18 protein-coding genes are annotated in these 19,165 nt (G+C 71.4%); 7 read left to right on the top strand and 11 right to left on the bottom strand.

All coding sequences use genetic code 11. From position 1 onward, the window contains the following. Positions 1–99 precede the first annotated feature (99 nt). From SACE_RS08635 to SACE_RS08615, 5 genes are all read right to left on the bottom strand, one after another. The gene (locus SACE_RS08635) at positions 100–1,170 is read right to left on the bottom strand and encodes a hypothetical protein (protein ID WP_009943778.1); all 1,071 of its coding nucleotides are present in this window, start codon (positions 1,168–1,170) and stop codon (positions 100–102) included. Then, a complete protein-coding gene (gene hflX / locus SACE_RS08630) occupies positions 1,167–2,537 on the bottom strand; it encodes a GTPase HflX (protein WP_231850044.1) in 1,371 nt (456 codons plus the stop codon). The genes SACE_RS08635 and hflX overlap by 4 nt, the downstream gene beginning before the upstream one ends. Before the next feature lie 200 nt (positions 2,538–2,737). Further along, positions 2,738–3,598 (bottom strand): diaminopimelate epimerase, encoded by an 861-nt coding sequence (gene dapF / locus SACE_RS08625; protein ID WP_009943780.1) that lies wholly within the window; start codon positions 3,596–3,598, stop codon positions 2,738–2,740. 9 nt (positions 3,599–3,607) lie between these two features. Next, entirely contained in the window at positions 3,608–4,540 is a 933-nt protein-coding gene (gene miaA / locus SACE_RS08620) for a tRNA (adenosine(37)-N6)-dimethylallyltransferase MiaA (RefSeq protein ID WP_011873459.1), read from the bottom strand. A gap of 58 nt (positions 4,541–4,598) precedes the next feature. Continuing rightward, complete coding sequence (locus tag SACE_RS08615) at positions 4,599–5,138, bottom strand: class III extradiol ring-cleavage dioxygenase family protein (protein WP_011873458.1); 540 nt, start codon at positions 5,136–5,138, stop codon at positions 4,599–4,601. A gap of 512 nt (positions 5,139–5,650) precedes the next feature. Here SACE_RS08615 and SACE_RS08610 point away from each other — a divergent pair. Beyond that, on the top strand, positions 5,651–6,973 hold the full coding sequence (locus tag SACE_RS08610; protein WP_009943784.1) for a DUF349 domain-containing protein: 1,323 nt from the start codon (positions 5,651–5,653) through the stop codon (positions 6,971–6,973). A gap of 142 nt (positions 6,974–7,115) precedes the next feature. Here the strand turns inward: SACE_RS08610 and SACE_RS08605 are convergent, their stop codons facing one another. After that, complete coding sequence (locus SACE_RS08605; protein WP_044547209.1) at positions 7,116–7,625, bottom strand: Rv2732c family membrane protein; 510 nt, start codon at positions 7,623–7,625, stop codon at positions 7,116–7,118. Next, entirely contained in the window at positions 7,613–9,088 is a 1,476-nt protein-coding gene (gene miaB, locus SACE_RS08600; RefSeq protein ID WP_009943786.1) for a tRNA (N6-isopentenyl adenosine(37)-C2)-methylthiotransferase MiaB, read from the bottom strand. Before miaB ends, SACE_RS08605 begins: the two co-directional genes overlap by 13 nt. A 328-nt stretch (positions 9,089–9,416) precedes the next feature. On the opposite strand from miaB, the gene SACE_RS08595 reads away from it, so the two are divergent. The 4 genes from SACE_RS08595 (at position 9,417) to SACE_RS08580 (ending at position 12,663) form a co-directional block, all read left to right on the top strand. Then, positions 9,417–10,145, top strand: a complete 729-nt coding sequence (locus tag SACE_RS08595; protein ID WP_009943787.1) for an amino acid ABC transporter ATP-binding protein — start codon at positions 9,417–9,419, stop codon at positions 10,143–10,145. 31 nt (positions 10,146–10,176) lie between these two features. Then, the gene (locus SACE_RS08590; RefSeq protein ID WP_009943788.1) at positions 10,177–11,076 is read left to right on the top strand and encodes a glutamate ABC transporter substrate-binding protein; all 900 of its coding nucleotides are present in this window, start codon (positions 10,177–10,179) and stop codon (positions 11,074–11,076) included. 67 nt (positions 11,077–11,143) lie between these two features. Continuing rightward, a complete protein-coding gene (locus SACE_RS08585) occupies positions 11,144–11,791 on the top strand; it encodes an amino acid ABC transporter permease (RefSeq protein WP_029621434.1) in 648 nt (215 codons plus the stop codon). Continuing rightward, positions 11,788–12,663, top strand: a complete 876-nt coding sequence (locus SACE_RS08580) for an amino acid ABC transporter permease (RefSeq protein WP_009943790.1) — start codon at positions 11,788–11,790, stop codon at positions 12,661–12,663. Before SACE_RS08585 ends, SACE_RS08580 begins: the two co-directional genes overlap by 4 nt. A 48-nt stretch (positions 12,664–12,711) precedes the next feature. On the opposite strand, the gene SACE_RS08575 is transcribed toward SACE_RS08580, so the two are convergent. Together SACE_RS08575 and SACE_RS08570 are read right to left on the bottom strand one after the other, a co-directional pair. Continuing rightward, positions 12,712–13,575 (bottom strand): SAM-dependent methyltransferase, encoded by an 864-nt coding sequence (locus SACE_RS08575; protein WP_009943791.1) that lies wholly within the window; start codon positions 13,573–13,575, stop codon positions 12,712–12,714. A gap of 258 nt (positions 13,576–13,833) precedes the next feature. Continuing rightward, positions 13,834–14,454, bottom strand: a complete 621-nt coding sequence (locus SACE_RS08570) for a transporter substrate-binding domain-containing protein (protein ID WP_009943792.1) — start codon at positions 14,452–14,454, stop codon at positions 13,834–13,836. Positions 14,455–14,663: 209 nt separating this feature from the next. On the opposite strand from SACE_RS08570, the gene edd reads away from it, so the two are divergent. Then, entirely contained in the window at positions 14,664–16,523 is a 1,860-nt protein-coding gene (gene edd, locus SACE_RS08565; protein WP_009943793.1) for a phosphogluconate dehydratase, read from the top strand. 43 nt (positions 16,524–16,566) lie between these two features. Continuing rightward, positions 16,567–17,202, top strand: a complete 636-nt coding sequence (eda, locus tag SACE_RS08560) for a bifunctional 4-hydroxy-2-oxoglutarate aldolase/2-dehydro-3-deoxy-phosphogluconate aldolase (protein ID WP_009943794.1) — start codon at positions 16,567–16,569, stop codon at positions 17,200–17,202. Between the two features lie 444 nt (positions 17,203–17,646). On the opposite strand, the gene SACE_RS08555 is transcribed toward eda, so the two are convergent. Further along, complete coding sequence (locus tag SACE_RS08555; RefSeq protein ID WP_011873454.1) at positions 17,647–18,315, bottom strand: HAD family hydrolase; 669 nt, start codon at positions 18,313–18,315, stop codon at positions 17,647–17,649. Between the two features lie 110 nt (positions 18,316–18,425). Continuing rightward, the gene (locus SACE_RS08550) at positions 18,426–18,926 is read right to left on the bottom strand and encodes a regulatory protein RecX (RefSeq protein WP_009943796.1); all 501 of its coding nucleotides are present in this window, start codon (positions 18,924–18,926) and stop codon (positions 18,426–18,428) included. Between the last annotated feature and the right edge of the window lie 239 nt (positions 18,927–19,165).

Below are 19,165 nucleotides of genomic sequence, written 5' to 3'. Positions count from 1 at the left end.
CGGTGCCATTACGGGCGTCGGATGACGGTGGCGATGGCGCTACAAAGCACGTGCCGGTGGTGTTCGTGCCACTGGCGGCGGACCGCCGCAGGATCCGCACTACTGTTTGCGGCGGGCTCTGCGGGTCAGGAAGACGAGGACGCCTGCCGCGCCGAGGCACAGGAGCAGCAGTTGGCCGTTCGACAGGTCTGCCCCCGTCGTCGATGGCGGCGGTACGGGTGGGGAGGCGTTGTCGCCGCTGCCTTCGCCGCCGCCGTCGCGTGTGGGGGTGGGTGGCGTGTCGGGTGGGTGGTTCCGTGCCAGGTCGGCCGCTCCCGCGAGTGCACGCACGGGCTCGCCCGTTCCTTCCGACGCCGTGAGGAGCGTGCCGTCGGGTTCCCAGGCGATGGCCTCGCCCTGGGGTTCGCCCGGCACCGACACGCGCACCGGCGGGCGCGCGAACGCCGCCGCCAGGTCGCCGTCCGGGGCGTCGAAGAGGTACAGCTCGGTGTAGGTGCGGATCGCCGCCACGGTGCCGTCGCGGCTGGCAGCACCGCCGGTGACCAGCACCGACCCGATGCTCCCCGAAAGCGGTCCGCCCGGCGTGTTCGTCGAGCGCAGCGAGATCGTGCCCACCCGTTCCATCGGCACGGTGCCGCCCGGAGCCAGCGCCCCGGCCGGCCGGTACACACCCGCCGGGCCGATGGGCTCCTTCGTCACGATGTAGGGCACGCCCGCGCGGTCCAGCAACAGCGCCTCGGCGTCGCGCGGGCCGTTCGGATAGGTCAGCCGGTACAAGGTCGAACCGCCGCGGGGCGACAGGGCGTGCAGAGCGATGGAGTCGCGGTCGCGGTCGTTGTCCCCGGTGTCGGCCAGCCAGAGCGTGCCGTCGGCGCCGAGGGCGAGGTCCTCGACGTCGTACGGGTTCGCCGACCCGGTCCGCACGTCGCGCACCGAGCAGTCCGCCGGGTCGAGTACGTAGACCTCCAGCGAGCTGCCGCCGTCGTTCACGGCGTACCAGGACCGGCCGTCGGAGGCCAGGCCGGACAACTCGTCGAGGTCGGAATCACCGACGCGGCACCGTTCCCGCGGCTCGGGAACGGGCTGCGCCTGAGCGCTCGCCACCGCGCCGGACGGCATCGCCAGCAGCAGTGCGACCGCGGCCGCACCGCCCCAACGGGCCGACCTCACCCAGCGCCCACGAACGGCTTCAGCGCGCTGGCCAGGTCGGAACGGACCTTCGCCCGCAGCCGGGTGCCCTCGGCGGTGTGCTCCTCGTCGACCAGTTCCCCTTCGGAGTGCACCCGCGCCACCAGCTCACCGCGCGTGTAGGGCACCAGCGCGTCGACGAAGACCTCCGGCCGCGGCAGGCGGTCGGCGATGATCTCCCGCAGCGCCTCGACGCCCTCACCGCTGTGCGCGGAGACGAACACCGCGCCGGGCAGCAGCCTGCGCAGCTCGGCCATCCGCGTCGGAGCCACCGAGTCGATCTTGTTGACGACCAGCAGCTCCGGCGGGACCGGCGCCCCGTGGTCCTCGGCGATCTCGGTGAGCACCTCGCGGACCGCCGCGACCTGCTCGTGCGGCGCCTGCTCCGCGCCGTCGACGACGTGGACCAGCAGGTCCGCCCCGGTGACCTCCTCCAGCGTCGAGCGGAACGCCTCGACCAGCTGGTGCGGCAGGTGGCGGACGAAGCCGACCGTGTCGGTGAGCGTGTGCGGCCTGCCGTCGGGGGTGTCCGCGCGGCGGGTCGTCGGGTCCAGGGTGGCGAACAGGGCGTCCTCGACCAGCACGCCCGCACCGGTCAGGGCGTTGAGCAGGCTGGACTTGCCCGCGTTGGTGTAGCCGGCGATGGCCACGCCGGGCACGGCGTTGGCCTCGCGACGGCCCCGCTTGGTGCCGCGGACCGTGCGCATCGCGGCGATCTCCTTGCGCAGCTTGCTGATGCGCTTGTGGATGCGCCGCCGGTCGGTCTCCAGCTTTGTCTCACCGGGACCACGGGTTCCGACACCGCCGCTCGCGCCGCCGGCACGGCCACCGGCCTGCCGGGACATCGCCTCACCCCAACCGCGCAGCCGCGGCAGCAGGTACTGCAGCTGCGCCAGCTCGACCTGGGCCTTGCCCTCCTTGGAGCTGGCGTGCTGGGCGAAGATGTCCAGGATCAGCGCCGTCCGGTCGATGACCTTGACCTTGAGCTTGTCCTCCAGCTGCCGGAGCTGGCCGGGCGAGAGCTCACCGTCGCAGATGACGGTGTCGGCGCCGGTGGCGACCACGACCTCGCGCAGCTCGCGGACCTTGCCCGAGCCGACGTAGGTGGACGGGTCGGGGCGATCGCGGCGCTGGACCAGCCCCTCCAGCACCTCCGAGCCCGCCGTCTCGGCGAGCCTGCCGAGCTCGGCCAGCGAGTCCTCGGCGTGCTGGGCGTCGCCCTCGGTCCACACACCGACCAGGACGACCCGCTCCAGGCGCAGCCGCCGGTACTCGACCTCGGTGATGTCGGCGAGCTCGGTGGACAGGCCGGACACCCGCCGCAACGAGTTGCGGTCGGCGAGCTCCATTTCACCCGTGGAAGGTTCCTCGGCGAGGATGGCTTCGTAGACGTCGGCTTCTGCCTGGCCGAACGCGGAGTCGTGGGGCACGGCCCCGTTGCTCTCGGCGGGGTGGAAGTCGGCGGACCTGATTGCGGATTTCTTCATATCAAGCCCATTGTCCCACGCCACGCGACTTGATTTCAGCCTTCGGACGTGGGAACCGCCGGTCACGCCAGTTCCCACCACAGCGCGTCGAGCCGGCCCGCGGCCACGAGCACGGCCGGTCCGGTGAGGGTGGAGGTCTGCTCGGTCACTTCCACCTCGACCGTCCCACCAGGCACGTCGACGATCCGGTGCCCCGTGGTGGCACCGTCGGCGTCCAGCGCGGCGACGGTGGCGGCGACGGTCCCGGTGCCGCAGGAGCGGGTCTCGCCGACGCCCCGCTCGTACACGCGCATCCGCACCCGGCCGGGCCCGGTGCGCTGCACGAACTCGATGTTCACCCCTTTGGGGAACACCTGCGGGTCGAACGGCGGCTGCGACGACAGGTCGAGGCCGTCGAGGTCCGCTTCGGTCACGCAGGCCAGGTGCGGGTTGCCGAGGTCGACGGCGACGCCGGGGAAGTTCTCCTTGCCGACCGCGGTGCGCGACCGGCCGAACAGGGCGGCGGGTCCCATGTCCACGGTCACCCGGCCGTCGGCGCGCGTCACGACCGGCCGCACACCTGCCCGGGTGCCGACCGGGATCTCCCCCGGTTCGGCCAGCCCCGCGTGGACCAGGTAGTTGGCGAAGACCCGGACGCCGTTGCCGCACATCTCGGCGACCGACCCGTCGGCGTTGCGGTAGTCCATGAACCACACGTCGCCCGGGACGGAGTCCGGCGCGTCCTCCAGGGCCGCGGTGCGCACGACGCGCAGCACGCCGTCGGCGCCGAGCCCGCGCCTGCGGTCGCACAGGGCCTGCACCCGGGAGTCGGTGAGCTTCAGCTCGCCGTCGGGGTCGGGCAGGATGACGAAGTCGTTCTCGGTGCCGTGGCCCTTGAGGAACAGCGGTCCCTCGCCGAACTGGGCCCCATCGGAGTAACGCACGCCGCCAGTCTACGTATCCAGCAGCGCCCGCACGTCGCCTGCCAGGCCCGGCCGGGCGGCGTCGAACCAGTGGATGCGCTTGTCCCGCCGGAACCACGAGCGCTGACGCCGGACGAACCTGCGGTGCAGCTTCGCGGTCTCGGCCGCGGCGGCGGCCATGTCGCCCGCACCGTCGAGCTCGGCGAGCACCTGCTGGTAGCCGAGGGCGCGGGAGGCGGTCCGGCCGCGCCGCAGGCCCTGCTTCTCCAGCTCGCGGACCTCCTCGACCAGGCCGTTGTCGAACATCCGCGTCACCCGCAGGTCGATGCGGTCGTCCAGCTCGGCGACCTCCCGGTCCAGCCCGACCAGCACCGCGCCGTAGCGGGGCGGGCCGGGCTTGGGCAGGTGCGCGGAGAACGGCCTGCCGGTGATCTCGATGACCTCGAGCGCGCGGACCAGGCGCCTGCCGTTGGTGGGCAGGATCGCGTCGGCGGCCACCGGGTCCAGCTCCCGCAGGCGCCGGTGCAGGACGGCCGCGCCGTGCAGGTGCAGCTCTTCCTCCCAGCGCGCCCGGACCTGTTCGTCGGTGCCGGGGAAGGCGAGGTCGTCCAGCACGGCCTGGACGTAGAGACCGGAGCCTCCGACGAGCAGCGGCGTGCGGCCCGCTTCCAGCAGCTCCTCGACGGCGTGGCGGGCGTGGCGCTGGTAGGCGGCCACCGAGGCGGTCTCGGTCACGTCGAGGACGTCGAGGAGGTGGTGCGGGACGCCGCGCCGCTCGGCGGTCGTCAGCTTGGCGGTCCCGATGTCCATGCCCTTGTAGAGCTGCATGGCGTCGGCGTTGACCACCTCGCCGCCGAGCTCCTCGGCGAGGTCGACGGCCAGCTCCGACTTGCCGGTGCCGGTGGGCCCGACGATCGCCAGCAGGCGCGGCGCGGACCCTCGGGATGAGGACACTGTGGACACAACTCGACCTTAGAACCTGTGGGGACGTAGTACTCGGGGCGGCGTCGGCGACTCCGCGCTAGAGCCGCGACCAGACGGCCACGTGGTAGGTCACGCCGAACGGCACGTCCGAGTAGAGCAGCTTGCCCCGCCACCGGCCGTCCTCCGCCGCTCCGGCCAGCGCGTGCAGCGCCGCCCGCCCCTCGACGCCGACCTGCGCGGCCACGGTGGCGTCCAGTTCCAGCAGGCGGTCGGCGTCGGCCTCGGCCAGAGCGGTGCGCAGCAGTTCGTCGACCGGCTCGGCGCGCTCGTGGGGCGGGTTCGGCGAGCGCTCCGTGCGGCAGTTCGTGCCGTCGGCCAGCACCAGCAGGCCCACCGGGTCCGGACCGGCGGCCAGTTCGCGGCCGTACTCCCGGCACCGCTGCGCATCGAGGTCCGGCGCGAGCAGGTGGGCCGTCGCCCGTGCCGCACCCGCCTGGGCACGCAGCCAGCCGGTGACCAGCGCGGGCAGCGGCAGCAGCGGGTCGGCACCTCCGGCGGGCGCCTGCGCGGCGCTCAGCGAGACCGGCACGTCGACCCCGAAGGAGGCGAAGGTGCCGGTCGTGGCGGGTCCGAGCACCGCGGGACCGAAACGATCTACGCCAACCGCCACCCATTCGGCCGCGACTTCCGTCAGACTGGACACGGCGCGCAAGCAGGCGCCCCGCAGTTGTGCTGTTTCCGCTCCGGACCGCACGGTCAGTTCCGGAATCAGCAACGGCGGGTACGGCACCACAGCGACACGGGTGATCACACCTGTCCACGGTAGAGGTCACGGACGAGAGTGAGCGGAGCAGGGACTCGGCGATCGGGCGACGCCGTGGCAGCGGCTTGTCGCCACCACCGTCTGCGACCTCGGACCCGGGCGATCACAATGAACGCCGTGCGGGTCACGAGTCCGGTTCGCCGCTTCGGCGCCCGGGGCGCAGCAAGCGCGCCTCGAGGTACCGGTTCGCGCCGCCACCTGTTTGAATGCGCCAGCGGAGGCCGGACCGGCAACGGGTTCGGGTCGACGCTTGCTGGGCCCCGCCGCGGCGGGGCGCCCGTGCTCGACACGGGCACCGGAGCGGGCACGCAAGGAGGAAGCCGGCCATGACGCACCAGGACACGACCCCGGAGACCGCCGCCAACAAGGCTGCGGACTCGACCACCGGCAAGGCCGGTACAGCCGGCACCGCGCCCGCAGTGCCTGCCGCGTCCGCCGATCCCTCGAAGTGGGGCCGGGTGGACACCGACGGCACGGTGTACGTCCGCACCCCCGACGGCGAACGCGCCGTGGGTTCGTGGCAGGCCGGTGACGCGGCGGAGGGGCTGGCGCACTACGCGCGCAAGTTCGACGACATGCTCACCGAGGTGGAGCTGCTGGAGACCCGCCTGGGCACCCACGCCGGGGAGCCCAAGCACACCCTGACCAGCGCCCGCCACCTGCGCGATGGCCTGGCCGAGGCCGCCGTCGTCGGCGACCTCGATGCACTGGCCGCGCGGGTCGACCACGTCGTGGCCAGCGCCGAGCGGGCCGTCGAGCACGCCAAGGTGGAGAAGGAGCAGGCCAGGGCCGACGCCGTCGCGCGCAAGGAGGCGCTGGTCGTCGAGGCCGAGCAGATCGGCGCCGAGGCCACCCACTGGAAGAGCGCGGGCGACCGGCTGCGCGCCATCCTCGATGAGTGGAAGACCGTCCGCGGCGTCGACCGCAAGACCGACGAGCAGCTGTGGCGGCGCTTCTCCAAGGCCCGGGACGCCTTCAACCGCAGGCGCGGTTCGCACTTCGCCGACCTCGACCGCCAGCGGGCCGCGGCCAAGTCCCGCAAGCAGGAGCTGGTCGACGAGGCCGAGTCGCTGACCGAGTCCACCGACTGGGGTCCGACGGCCAGCCGCTACAAGCAGCTCATGGCCGACTGGAAGGCGGCGGGCCGGGCGCCGCGCGAGACCGACGAGGCGCTGTGGCAGCGCTTCCGCGCCGCGCAGGACCGGTTCTTCGCCCGCCGCTCCGAGGCGTTCAACGAGCGCGACGCCGAGTTCGCCGAGCACGCCAAGCTCAAGGAGGAGCTGCTGGCCGAGGCCGAGCAGATCGACCCGTCCGCCGATCTCAAGGCGGCGCAGAACCAGCTGCACCGCATCCAGGAGCGGTGGGACGAGATCGGCAAGGTGCCCCGCGAGCGGATGCGCGAGCTGGAGGGCAGGCTGCGGGCGGTGGCCGACAAGGTCAGGTCCGCCTCCGACGCCCAGTGGCGCCGCACCGACCCGGAGGCCCAGGCCAGGGTCGACCAGTTCCGCGACCGGGTCGAGCAGTTCGAGGCGCAGGCCAGCAAGGCCCGCGCGGCCGGTGACGAGCGGCGCGCGAAGAAGGCCGACGAGCAGGCCCAGCAGTGGCGGGAGTGGCTGTCGGCCGCGGAGCAGGCGCTGGCCGACCGCTGATCCGCGCCGAGGTGCTTCGAGTGCGACCGCCGAAGGCTCGGGAGTCCGTCTGAACTGATCAAGAAGGTCGATGTCCCGTCCGGCGGGACACCGCGCGCGAAAAGGCCCCGGAGCGATCCGGGGCCTTTTCACAGCTCGGGGGTCAGTCGCGGGACCAGACGATCCGCAGCCACTGGATGGCCAGCACGAACATGCACACCACGGCCAGGACGAGCCCGATGCCGGGGCCCGCGTTGGGCACGGTCTGGCGCGACCAGATGGCGATCACGCCCTCGAACGACACCACCACCCCGGCCAGCGCGGCGATCCAGGCGATCGCCCAGCGCCTGGTCACCAGCGCCAGGGCCCCGACCGCGATGCCCACGATGGTGGAGTTGATCGAGAACAGCCTGGGCAGCAGGCCGACGTGCAGCGCGGGGTCGGCCTGGCCGACCAGCACCTGCCAGCCCGCCGCGCCGCCGACCCACGGCAGCACCGAGCTGAGCACGAGCACGAGCATCACCCCGGCGATGACCAGGGCGCGCGAGCCGGGGTCGAACCTGCGCAGCAGCTCCCGCTCGGTCCTTGCCAGCTCCGCACCCGCACCGGCGGTCTCGGACACGTTCTCCTCCTCTTCCGGGTGCCGCGGGTCGCGCTCGCTCAACACGCACATCCCTGCTGCGCGGCGGGCTGCGCGGGCGGGGCGCCGAAGGAGGGCAGGCCGAGGCTGACGCCGGAGGTCTTCGGGCGCACGCCCTCTTCCCAGTGGTCGCCCGCGCGGGTGCGGCGGTGCGCGGTGATCTCGGAGTCGGCGACCAGGTGGTGCGGCGCCGCACGGGTGATCGTGGTGTGCACGACGTCGCCGGGCCGCACCTGCCCGTCGACGGCGCCGACCGGGGTGAAGTGCACGAGCCTGCCGTCGCGCGCCCGGCCGCTCAGCCGGTGGGTCTCGGTGTCCTTGCGGCCCTCGCCCTCGGCGACCAGCAGCTCGACGGACCTGCCGACCAGCTCCTTGCCGACGTCCCAGGAGATCTGGTTCTGCAGCTCGATCAGCCGGTCGTAGCGCTGCTGGACGACCTCCTTGGGCAGCTGGCCCTCCATCTCGGCCGCCGGGGTGCCCGGCCGCTTGGAGTACTGGAAGGTGAAGGCGCTGGCGAAGCGGGCCTCGCGCACGACCTGCATCGTCGCCTCGAAGTCCTCCTCGGTCTCACCGGGGAAGCCGACGATGATGTCGGTGGTGATGGCCGCGTCGGGCATGGCCTCGCGCACCTTGCGCAGGATGTCGAGGTAGCGCTGCGAGCGGTAGGAGCGGCGCATCTGCTTGAGCACCCGGTCGGAGCCGGACTGCAGCGGCATGTGCAGCTGGTGGCAGACGTTGGGCGTTTCGGCCATCGCGGCGATGACGTCGTCGGTGAAGTCGCGCGGGTGCGGCGAGGTGAAGCGCACGCGTTCGAGCCCCTCGATCTCACCGCAGGAGCGCAGCAGCTTGCCGAAGGCGAACCGGTCGCCGAACTCCACGCCGTAGGCGTTGACGTTCTGCCCGAGCAGCGTCACCTCCAGCACGCCCTCGGAGACCAGGGCCTGCACCTCGGACAGGATCTCGCCCGGCCTGCGGTCCTTCTCCTTGCCGCGCAGCGCAGGGACGATGCAGAAGGTGCAGGTGTTGTTGCAGCCCACCGACACCGAGACCCAGCCGGAGTAGGCCGACTCGCGGCGGGCGGGCAGCGTGGAGGGGAAGACGTCGAGGGACTCCAGGATCTCGACCTCGGCCTCCTCGTTGTGCCGCGCGCGCTCCAGCAGCGTCGGCAGCGAACCGAGGTTGTGGGTGCCGAAGACGACGTCGACCCAGGGCGCGCGCTTGACGATCTCGCCGCGGTCCTTCTGCGCCAGGCAGCCGCCGACGGCGATCTGCATGCCGGGGTTGCGGTCCTTGGCGGGACGCAGGTGGCCCAGGTTGCCGTAGAGGCGGTTGTCGGCGTTCTCCCGCACCGCGCACGTGTTGAACACGACCACGTCCGGGTCGACGTCGGTGCCCGCGCGCACGTACCCGGCGTCCTCGAGCATGCCCGCGAGGCGCTCGGAGTCGTGCACGTTCATCTGGCAGCCGTACGTGCGGATCTGGTAGCTGCGGGTCACACCCAACCTTCTCTCACGCTGTCGGACTCACGATCGAGGTGGCGCCGGTCTCGGCGGGTCCACCACCGCTGGAGCCGCGCGCCGCGTCACTCCGGTGGTCCACGCCCACCGGGTCCTCCCGGGCCCTGTTACCCAGGGTAGAGGCGTTGCCGGAGACGGGTGAAAGCGGCTCGCCCAGCAGCGCGGACACGGGGTGTAACCGAGTTGCAATCTGCGTTGACCCGTTCCATCTGGACTATCCCCGCCGGGCGGCTTAGGTTTCGGCCATCGTGTCCGAATCCCACGCCCAGCAGGAGAACGAATGACCGCAGCCGCGACGGATGCGCCGATGATCCGGATGTCCGCGGTCGACAAGCACTTCGGGGCGCTGCACGTGCTGAAGGGGATCACCCTGGACGTGCCGCGGGGGCAGGTCGTGGTCGTGCTCGGTCCCTCCGGCTCCGGCAAGTCGACCCTGTGCCGCACGATCAACCGCCTGGAGCCGATCGACGCGGGCTCCATCGCCGTGGACGGCACGCCGCTGCCGGCCGAGGGCCGCGCGCTGGCGGCCCTGCGCGCCGACGTCGGCATGGTGTTCCAGCAGTTCAACCTCTTCGCCCACAAGACGATCCTGGAAAACGTCACGCTCGGGCCGACCAAGGTCCGCGGGCTGGCGAAGGAGCAGGCCCGCAAGGAGGCGATCGGCCTGCTCGAGCGGGTGGGCATCGCCGACCAGGCCGACAAGTACCCCGCGCAGCTCTCCGGCGGCCAGCAGCAGCGGGCGGCCATCGCCCGCGCGCTGGCGATGAAGCCGAAGGTCATGCTGTTCGACGAGCCGACCTCGGCGCTGGACCCGGAGATGGTCAACGAGGTCCTCGACGTCATGACCAGCCTGGCCGCCGAAGGCATGACCATGCTGGTCGTGACGCACGAGATGGGCTTCGCGCGCCGCGCGGCCCACCGGGTGCTTTTCATGTCCGACGGTGAGGTCGTCGAGGACTCCACTCCCGAGAAGTTCTTCAGCGCGCCCGAGAGCGACCGCGCCAAGGACTTCCTCGGCAAGATCCTCACCCACTGAGACGGACGATCTCCAGAGAGGGGAAACCGACATGCGAGCCAAGGGTTTGCGGTTGGGGGCGGTGCTGGCGACGACGCTGGCGCTGGCCCTGACCGGGTGCGGGCGCGAGGGCGCACCGGGCGGTGGTGAGCCGCAGGTGCAGCAGAACGTCGCCCAGAACGTGCAGGTGCCGGGCTCACCGACCTTCGACCGGATCAAGCAGCGCGGCCGGGTGACCGTCGGGGTCAAGGAGGACCAGCCTGGCCTGGGGTTCCGCGACCCGGTGACCGGCCAGTACTCCGGTTTCGACATCGAGATCGCCCGCCTGGTGGCCGCGCAGCTCGGGCTGGACCCCAACACCGCGATCGACTACAAGCCGATCCCGAGCACCGCGCGGGAGCAGGCGCTCGCCACCGGTGAGGTCGACTACTACGTCGGCACCTACACCATCAACGACAAGCGCAAGGAGCAGGTCGGCTTCGCCGGCCCGTACTTCATGGCCGGCCAGGACGTGCTGGTCCGCAAGGACAACACCGACATCACCGGCCCGGAGACGCTCAAGGGCAAGAAGGTGTGCTCGGCGACCGGGTCGACCCCGATCCAGCGGGTCAAGGAGCAGCAGCTCACCGAGCCGCAGAACATCGTGGAGTTCCAGCGCTACTCCGAGTGCGTGCAGCAGCTCCTCGACGGCCAGATCGACGCCGTCACCACCGACGACGCGATCCTCAAGGGCTACGCCGCGCAGGACCCGGACAAGCTGAAGGTCGTCGGCAAGACCTTCTCCGAGGAGCCCTACGGCATCGGGGTCGCCAAGGACGACATCGCCCTGCGCAACAAGATCAACGACGTCCTGGAGCAGGCCGCGAAGAGCGGCGAGTGGAAGCGCGTCTACGACGCGACCCTCGGCAAGTCCGGCACCGGCGCCGAGCCGCCGCCGGTCGACCGCTACTGACCCGTCAGTCGGGTGCCCGGAGCCGGCCGGTTCCGGGCACCCGATTCCGTCCTGGAGCAACAAGTTGATCGACATCTTGGTGGAGTACGGGGACGTCCTCGCCAGGGGATTCCTGCGTACGATCGAGCTCTTCCTGCTGGCTGGAGTCGGTTCCCTGGTCCTCGGCACGCTTCTGGCCACGCTGCGGGTGAGCCCGGTGCCCGCGCTGCGCGCGGTCGGCACCGGCTACGTGACCCTGCTGCGCAACACCCCGCTGACCCTGGTTTTCTTCTTCTTCGTCTTCGCCTACCCGAAGCTGGAGCTGCTCCAGTTCCCGTTCTTCACCGCCGCGGTCATCGCCCTGACCGTCTACACCTCGGCCTTCGTCTGCGAGGTGCTGCGGTCCGGCATCAACACCGTGCCGGTCGGCCAGGCCGAGGCGGCGCGTTCCATCGGTCTGGGCTTCGCCCAGTCGCTGACCAACGTGATCCTGCCGCAAGCGTTCCGCGCGGTGGTCCCGCCGATGGTCAGCGTGCTGATCGCGCTGCTGAAGAACACCACCGTGGCCGCCGGTTTCAGCGTCAACGAGGTCGGCTCGGTCATCCCGTTCCTCAACGAGGAGGGCGAGCCGACGATCAACGCCTTCGTCTGGATCGCGGTCGGGTTCCTGATCCTGGTGATCCCGCTGACGCTGATCCAGCGCGGCTTCGAGAAGCGCTGGAGCGTGGCCCGATGAGCAACGTCCTGTTCGACTCCCCCGGGCCGCGCGCGATCACCCGCAACCGGCTCATCGGCGCGATCAGCATCGTGGTCGTGGTCGGCGCGGTGGGCTACGTGCTGCTGCGCTTCTACCAGACCGGCCAGTTCGACGCGAGCAAGTGGGAATGGCTGCTCTACGAGCAGATCCAGGTCGAGCTGGTGCGCGCGCTGGGCAACACCGTCGGGGCGTTCGCCACCGGTGCGGTGCTGGCGCTGGCCTTCGGCGCGGTCTTCGCCCTCGGGCGGCTCTCCGACCACGCGTGGCTGCGGGTGCCGTGCGCCGGGATCGTGGAGTTCTTCCGCGCGATCCCGCTGGTCATCCTGATCTTCTTCCTCTACTACGCGGCGCCGGGGCTGGGCGTGAACTTCGGCCAGTACTGGTCGGTGGTGCTCGGGCTGACCCTCTACAACGGCTCGGTGCTCGCCGAGGTCTTCCGGGCCGGGGTCAACGCCCTGCCGAGGGGACAGACCGAGGCGGCGTACTCGATCGGCATGCGCAAGAACCAGGTGATGCGGTTCGTGGTGCTGCCGCAGTCGGTGCGCATGATGCTGCCCGCGATCATCAGCCAGCTCGTGGTGCTGCTCAAGGACAGCGCGCTCGGTTTCCTGATCACATACCAGGAGCTGTTGTACTACGCCCGCTACCTCGGCGGCGTGCCGACGCTGGACCGGCCGATCATCCCGGTCAGCATGGTCGTGGCGGCCCTCTACATCTCGATGTGCCTGCTGCTGACCTGGTTCGCCAACTTCCTCGACCGGCGAAACCGCCGCGGCAAGAAGACCCGGGTCATCGCCGCCCCGGCGGAGGACCGGCTCGCCGCGACCGGCGGGGCGCCGACCGGCGAGTGACGGCTGGGGCTCGGACCGCCCGGTCCGAGCCCCGCTCGCGCCGTGGCGTCAGTCGCGCTGCGCGGTGACCATCTCGCCCGCCGCCCCCAACTGCTGCGCGCGGTCGCTCAGGGGCCGCCGGAAGCCGGCGGCGAGGTCGCCGACCGGGTCGCGGTGCACCCTCCAGCCCCGCTGGGCCAGCACGTCGCCGGGGTCGGGGCGGTCCTCCAGGCTGAACAGGCCCTTGAGGTCGATGCCCCACTCCCGCGCGGTGTCGTCGAGGTCGGCGCCCAGCAGCGCCGACCTGGCCAGCGCGATGCTCTCGATCGCGATGCGGCTGCCCCGGGCGGACAGGTCGTGCACGGTGGCCAGCAGGTTCGCCTCTGCCTCCGGCGGCAGGTAGGGCAGCAGCCCCTCGGCGAGCCAGGCCGTGGGCAGCGCGGGGTCGAACCCGGCCTTGACCAGCGCGGACGCCCAGTCGTCACGCAGGTCCACCGCCACCGCGTGGCGTTCGCAGGAGGCGCGCACGCCCTCGGCGGCCAGGGTGCCGTCCTTGAACTCCAGGACCTTGGGCTGGTCGATCTCGAAGACCCGGAAGCCTTCCGGCCACTCCAGCCGGAACGCCCTGGTGTCGAGCCCGGAGGCCAGGACGACCGCCTGGCGGGTACCAGCGGCGCAGGCCCGGGCGAACCATTCGTCGAAGAAGCGGGAACGGACGCTGACGTAGTCGGTCATCTCGTGCCACAGGGCGCCGGCCTCGCCGCCGTCCCCCGACATCGGCACCGGCGGTTGCGCCGCCCGGATCAGCGGTTCCGCGTACGGGTCGTCGATCAGCCGGTCGTCGCGCCGGCTTTCCCGAGCACGGGCGACGGCGACCGCCAGCGCCGTGATGCCGACGCCGGAGACGATGTCCCACTGCTCGTTCGCAGACATTGATCTCCTCACCTCGTTGTGTTTCCCCAGGCTAACTAAATGGTTGCGCTAAACAACTAGATGTGACGAGGTCGATCGTCGTGCAATTCCGTCAAGCCGGTCGATTCCGACGCGACAGCTTTGGTCAACGAAAAACGCCTGCGCAGAGCGCTATTCACCGAGAAAAAATCACAGAGGAGAACAGCCATTGATAATTGCCAGGGGTCGCTGCGGCAGCGATTCCAGGCGTTGTTCGCGGAACCGATTCTCCCGGGTGCACTACGGTGCGGGCCTGGCCCGGACGCCGCTCGGCGCCAGCGCGGTGTCGTAGGCCCGCTGCCAACGCCCGTCGGCGACCGCGGCGTCCAGGATGCGGTCCAGCTCCTCCCCCATCGCGTCGTCACCCGGGTTGAAACCGACGTAGTGCTCGACCTCCGCGCCCGGGCCGCCGACGACCGCGTACGGGCCCGCGCCGGCGAACTGCGGCGCACCACGATCGAACCCACCGAGCTGGACGTCGACGCTGCCCGCGGTCATCGCGTTGGCCCGCAGGTCCGACGGCAGCCAGCGGTAGGAGATCTGGGTGCGCGGGTCCAGGCCCATGCCCGCGGCGAGGATGCCCGCGACCTCCACGTCGAAGCCCTGGTACTCCCCCGCGCTGACGCGGCGCACCATGTCGGGCGCGTCCGAGCGCAGGCCGACCAGCAGCTTGCCGCGCTGCTTGATCTTCTCGACGGTCGGCGAGCCGTCCAGGTCCACCGAGCCGTCCGGCGGCGCCGCCGTGCTGGTCGGGGCGGGCGGCAGCGGCTGCGGGACCACGGCGTTCGGTTGCGCCCCGCCACCGCAGGCCGACAACGTCGCGCAGGCCGCAAGCACGGCCGCGAGCACCCGGATGCGCATGTGCTCCCCCTCGCTCGATCGGACTCCACCACATCATGGCCGATCTTGCCGCCGCCATGCGGGCGAACCGGCGTGACGAAGATCGAGTACTGAATCGGTTTTTGAAATCAGCGTCACACCCGTTAGTGTGGCTGCAGTCACGGCTCGACAGAGGCGCCAACGTCGTCGCCCTCGATCGTCACCACCACCAGCGCTCCAGGAGGCGACGAATGACGGCGAACGCGCCCATTCATCCTGTCGTTGAACAGGTCACGCAGCGGATCGCGGACCGCAGTGCGGCCAGCCGCGGCGGATACCTCGACCGGATCCGCCAGGCGGCCTCGGAAGGCCCGGTGCGCGCCGGGATGCCCTGCAGCAACCTCGCCCACGGCTTCGCGGCGTGCGGCGGCGCGGACCGGATCGCGATCCGCGGCGAGACCAAGCCCGGTGTGGCGATCGTGTCCGCCTACAACGACATGCTCTCGGCGCACCAGCCGTTCGCCGAGTTCCCCGAGTGGATCAAGGACGCGGTGCGCGAGGCCGGCGGCGTCGCGCAGTTCGCGGGCGGGGTGCCCGCGATGTGCGACGGGATCACCCAGGGCCGCACCGGCATGGAGCTGTCGCTGTTCTCCCGCGACGTCATCGCGATGGCCACCGGCGTCGCCCTGTCCCACGAGATGTTCGACGGCGCCCTGCTGCTCGGCGTGTGCGACAAGATCGTGCCCGGTCTGCTGATCGGCGGGCTGGCGTTCGGGCACCTGCCGACCCTGCTGGTGCCGGCGGGCCCGATGCCTTCCGGCCTGCCCAACCGGGAGAAGAGCCGCATCCGGCAGTTGTTCGCCGAGGGCAAGGCCACCCGGGACGAGCTGCTGGAGGCCGAGTCCGCCTCCTACCACTCCCCCGGCACCTGCACCTTCTACGGCACCGCCAACTCCAACCAGCTCGTTGTCGAGGTCATGGGCCTGCACCTGCCCGGGGCGAGCTTCGTCGCGCCCGGCACGCCCCTGCGCAAGGCCCTCACCGAAGAGGCCTCGCGCCGCGTCGTCCAGATCTCCCGCGGCGAGGACTACACCCCGATCGGCGAGATCATCAGCGTGAAGACGATCGTCAACGGCGTGGTCGGCCTGCTGGCCACCGGCGGCTCGACGAACCACACGCTGCACCTGCCCGCGATCGCCGCCGCCGCGGGCATCGAGCTGACCTGGGACGACTTCTCGGACCTGTCGGCGGTGGTGCCGTCGCTGGCCCGCGTCTACCCCAACGGTTCGGCCGACATCAACCACTTCGCCGCCGCGGGCGGGGTGCAGACGCTGGTCGGCGAGCTGCTCGACGCCGGACTGCTGCACCCCGATGTCCGGACGGTGGCCGGCCCCGGCCTCGACCGCTACCGGCAGCAGCCGTTCCTGGAGGACGGCGAACTGGTCTGGCGCGACGCCCCGAAGCGCAGCCTCGACCCGGACGTGCTGCGCGGTGTGGACGAGCCCTTCGCTCCCGAAGGCGGCCTGCGCGTGCTCGACGGCAACCTGGGCCGCTCGGTCATCAAGGTGTCGGCGGTCAAGCGCGAGCACCGCGTGGTCAACGCCCCCGCGCGGATCTTCGACGACCAGCACGACTTCACCGCGGCGTTCAAGGCGGGCGAGCTCGACCAGGACGTCGTGGTCGTCATCCGCAACCAGGGCCCGCAGGCCAACGGCATGCCGGAGCTGCACGGGCTCACCCCCGCGCTGGGCGTGCTGATGGACCGCGGCCACCAGGTCGCGCTGGTCACCGACGGCCGCATGTCGGGCGCCTCGGGCAAGATCCCGGCGGCGATCCAGCTCACCCCGGAGGCCACCGCGGGCGGGCCGCTGGCCAAGCTGCGCGACGGCGACATGGTCCGCCTCGACGCCGAGCGCGGGACCCTCGAGGCGCTGATCCCCGACGACGAGCTGCACGCGAGGACCCCCGCCCCAGGCGCGGCCGCCACCCAGTTCGGCACCGGCCGGGAGCTGTTCACCGCGTTCCGGACCGCCGTGGGCCGCGCCGACCAGGGCGCTAGCGTGTTCGCCGGCGCCCAGGCGGCCCGCACGCCCAGCGACCTGCCGGCATGACGACCGAACCCGGCACGAAGACCAAGCACCGAGGACTCTCACGATGAACAAGGCGATCAACACCGCAGCCGACGTACTGACGCTCAGCCCGGTGGTGCCGGTGGTGGCGCTCGACGACCCCGAGCACGCCGTGCCGCTGGCGGAGGCGCTGCTGCGCGGCGGCATCAGCACCATCGAGGTCACGCTGCGCACCCCGGCCGGTCTGCCCGCGATCGAGCGGATCGCGGCCGAGGTGCCCGACGTGGTCGTCGGCGCTGGCACGGTCACCGAGCCCGGACAGGCCGAGCTGGTGGCCAAGGCGGGCGCGCGCTACGTCGTCACGCCCGGCAGCACGCCGAAGCTGCTCGACGACGTCGAGAGCGCCGGCATCCCCTACCTGGCGGGGGTGAGCACCGTGTCGGAGGCGATGGCGCTGGCCGAGCGGGGCGTCACGGCGATGAAGTTCTTCCCCGCCGAGCCCAGCGGCGGCGTGCCGTACCTGAAGGCGATCGCGGGGCCCCTGCCCGGCCTGCGGTTCTGCCCGACCGGCGGGATCAGCGTGGAGACCGCGCCGAAGTACCTCGCGCTGGCCAACGTCGGCTGCGTCGGCGGCTCGTGGCTGACGCCGAAGAAGCTGCTCGACACCGGCTCGTGGGGCCAGGTCGAGGCCCTGGCCCGCCAGGCCTCCGCCCTCGGCTGAGGCCCCGCAGGGGCTCGCTTGTGTGCGGGGCCGGGTAAGCGGATCGCCCGGCCCCAGCATGCGACCGCAGGCCTCAGGCTTCAGGTCCGGAGCCGGGAAGGCTCTCGAGCCCGTTCGGTTTTCGGCGCGAGGCTTCCGCCTGCGAGGTTTCCGCCCGCGAGGGGTTTCCGTCCGCCCCGGGGTCCACCCGCTCAGAGTCCGTTCGCTCGGAGTCCGTTCGCTCAGGCTCCGTTCCTCAGGCTCCGTTCCTCAGGCTCCGTTCCTCAGGCTCCGTTCCTCGGAGCCCGCCCGCTCGGAGTTGCCCCGGTCCGCCCTCGGAATCACCCCGGTCCGCCCTCGGAATCACCCCGGTCCGCCCTCGGAGTTCCGCCGGTCCGCCCTCGGAATCACCCCGCGGCTGGTTCTCCCGACGGGCTTGCTCCGCCGCCCGCGTCGCCCGCTCCGTCAGTTCAGGAGGGCCAGTGCCTCCGGGATCGAGTCGACGACCGGGAAGTCGGTGCCTTCCAGCTTCGAGCGGCTCATCACGCCGGTCGTCACCAGCACGCAGGATGTACCCGCGTGCCGGGCCGCTTCGGCGTCGTCGACGACATCGCCGATCAGGACGACGTCGGCCGGGTCCAGCCGGAGTTCGGACAGGTGCCGTTCGAGGTGGGTCGCCTTCGAACCGCCGCCGATCTCCGCGCGCAGACCGTCCATCCGCGCGAACAGCCCGTGCAGGCCGAGCTGCGTCACCAGCGCCACCAGCTCCTCGTGGAACCACATCGACAGCAGCGACTGCGTACGCCCGGTCTCCCGCCAGTCCTCGAGCGCGTGCGGGACACCCTTCGCCAACCCGCACGTGTGGAGCAGCTCCCGGTAGGCGTCGTGGTACAGCACGTCGATGCGAGCCCAGTCCTCGTCGCTGAGGGAACGCCTCAGCAGGCGCTCGTAGCACTGGAGCAGCGGACGGCTGAAAACGGCGCGCCACTCGTCGATGTCGATGTGCTCGCGCTCGAAGGCCGCGCACACCTCGTTCACCGCCGACACCACGGCGTGGTTGTCGTCGAGGAGAGTTCCATTCCAGTCCCAGACGATGTGTCGCGGGCTCCTCGGCTTATCGGCAAGACTCGTCATGGTCGGTGACTCTACGATGCCGCCACGACAATCCGGTACCGGCGTCTCAATCGTGAGAACGCGCGACCGCACTCGATGTTCTCGGTCGGCGGGGCCGATGCCCAGCCAGGTCAGAAGTCGTCGGGAGGATGGCCGTCTGCGGCGGCGTCTTCGGAGTTCGAACCCGAGCGTTCCAGTTCTTCCTTGGCCACGCGGTACGCGAGCCCTTCGGAATAGCCCTTGCGCGCCAGCATTCCGACCAGCCTGCGCATCTTCGCCGTGTAGTCGGCCGAACCCAGCGATCGGAGCTTGCGCCGCACCAGCTCGCGGGCGCGCTCCACCTCGACATCTTCGTCCATAGTGGACAAAGCGGCTTCGACCAGGGTCTCGTCAACGCCCTTGCGGCGCAGCTCGAAACCGAGCGCCCTGCGTCCGAGCCCCTTGTTGCGCTGCCTGGCGTGCACCCACGTCTCGGCGAACGCGGCATCGTCGATCAGGCCCGCATCGGCGAACTTCTGCAGCACGTCGTCGGCGACGTCTTCGTCGATCTCCTTGCGCAGCAACGCCTGCCGCAGCTCGGACCGACTGCGCGCCCGAGCGGCCAGCAACCGGTAGACGGTGTCGCGGGCCACCTGCTCAGGCGACTCGGACCGGCCCGGCGACTCGGACCCCTTTGAGCTGGCGGACTGCTCGGGCGAGCCGGTCCGTCCAGGCAAACCGGTACGTCCGGGCGAGTCGGAGTGCTCGGACGCGGCGGAATCCTCGGCCGAGTCGGACTCGCCGTAGGCAGCCGACTGCTCGGAGGCACGGGAACTCCGGGACCTGCCAGACCGCCGGGAAGAGCCTGAGCGCTGGGACAAGCTGGAACGCT

Source organism: Saccharopolyspora erythraea NRRL 2338 (assembly GCF_000062885.1).
GTDB lineage: Bacteria > Actinomycetota > Actinomycetes > Mycobacteriales > Pseudonocardiaceae > Saccharopolyspora_D > Saccharopolyspora_D erythraea.
The sequence above is the reverse complement of the archived record's forward strand: the minus strand, read 5'-3'. Positions and strand labels throughout refer to the sequence as shown.

Bases quoted from the DNA above. Each gene is read 5' to 3' on its own strand.
- SACE_RS08605 (WP_044547209.1), bottom strand. From the start codon at position 7,625: ATGTGCGTGTTGAGCGAGCGCGACCCGCGGCACCCGGAAGAGGAGGAG.
- hflX (WP_231850044.1), bottom strand. From the start codon at position 2,537: ATGGAGCTCGCCGACCGCAACTCGTTGCGGCGGGTGTCCGGCCTGTCC.
- SACE_RS08555 (WP_011873454.1), bottom strand. From the start codon at position 18,315: ATGACGAGTCTTGCCGATAAGCCGAGGAGCCCGCGACACATCGTCTGG.
- SACE_RS08575 (WP_009943791.1), bottom strand. From the start codon at position 13,575: ATGTCTGCGAACGAGCAGTGGGACATCGTCTCCGGCGTCGGCATCACG.
- SACE_RS08610 (WP_009943784.1), top strand. From the start codon at position 5,651: ATGACGCACCAGGACACGACCCCGGAGACCGCCGCCAACAAGGCTGCG.
- eda (WP_009943794.1), top strand. From the start codon at position 16,567: ATGAACAAGGCGATCAACACCGCAGCCGACGTACTGACGCTCAGCCCG.
- SACE_RS08590 (WP_009943788.1), top strand. From the start codon at position 10,177: ATGCGAGCCAAGGGTTTGCGGTTGGGGGCGGTGCTGGCGACGACGCTG.
- SACE_RS08580 (WP_009943790.1), top strand. From the start codon at position 11,788: ATGAGCAACGTCCTGTTCGACTCCCCCGGGCCGCGCGCGATCACCCGC.
- edd (WP_009943793.1), top strand. From the start codon at position 14,664: ATGACGGCGAACGCGCCCATTCATCCTGTCGTTGAACAGGTCACGCAG.
- SACE_RS08570 (WP_009943792.1), bottom strand. From the start codon at position 14,454: ATGCGCATCCGGGTGCTCGCGGCCGTGCTTGCGGCCTGCGCGACGTTG.
- SACE_RS08595 (WP_009943787.1), top strand. From the start codon at position 9,417: ATGATCCGGATGTCCGCGGTCGACAAGCACTTCGGGGCGCTGCACGTG.